The following is a 232-nucleotide window of genomic DNA, read 5'->3' as shown; positions in this document are numbered from 1 at the left end:
TAAGCGAACCATCACTGCCGGTGCATCCTGATAGCTTAGGGTTACCTGGTTGTCTTTTTCCTTGAGAAGAATATCCGCAATATCACCCAGCCGGATTAGCCGGCCCTGACCGTCGGTATAAACGGGGAGTTGGCGAAACCCTTCGGCATCGCGCTGCTGATTAATGCTGCGGATCTGGCGAGAGCCTTCACCGCGAGCAGCGGTACCTGCTGGCAGATCAAGGCTGCGTTGT

1 protein-coding gene is annotated in these 232 nt (G+C 55.6%); it reads right to left on the bottom strand.

Annotation, left to right across the window (positions count from 1 at the left end):
- On the bottom strand, positions 1–232 hold a 232-nt coding region (locus ACFVYJ_RS13970), incomplete at both ends, for a hypothetical protein (protein ID WP_463255487.1).

Origin of the sequence: Pontibacter sp. JAM-7 (assembly GCF_048548695.2) — a bacterium.
GTDB lineage: Bacteria > Pseudomonadota > Gammaproteobacteria > Pseudomonadales > Balneatricaceae > Neptuniibacter.
Note: the sequence above shows the minus strand (reverse complement) of the source record. Positions and strands in the feature narration are given on the sequence as shown.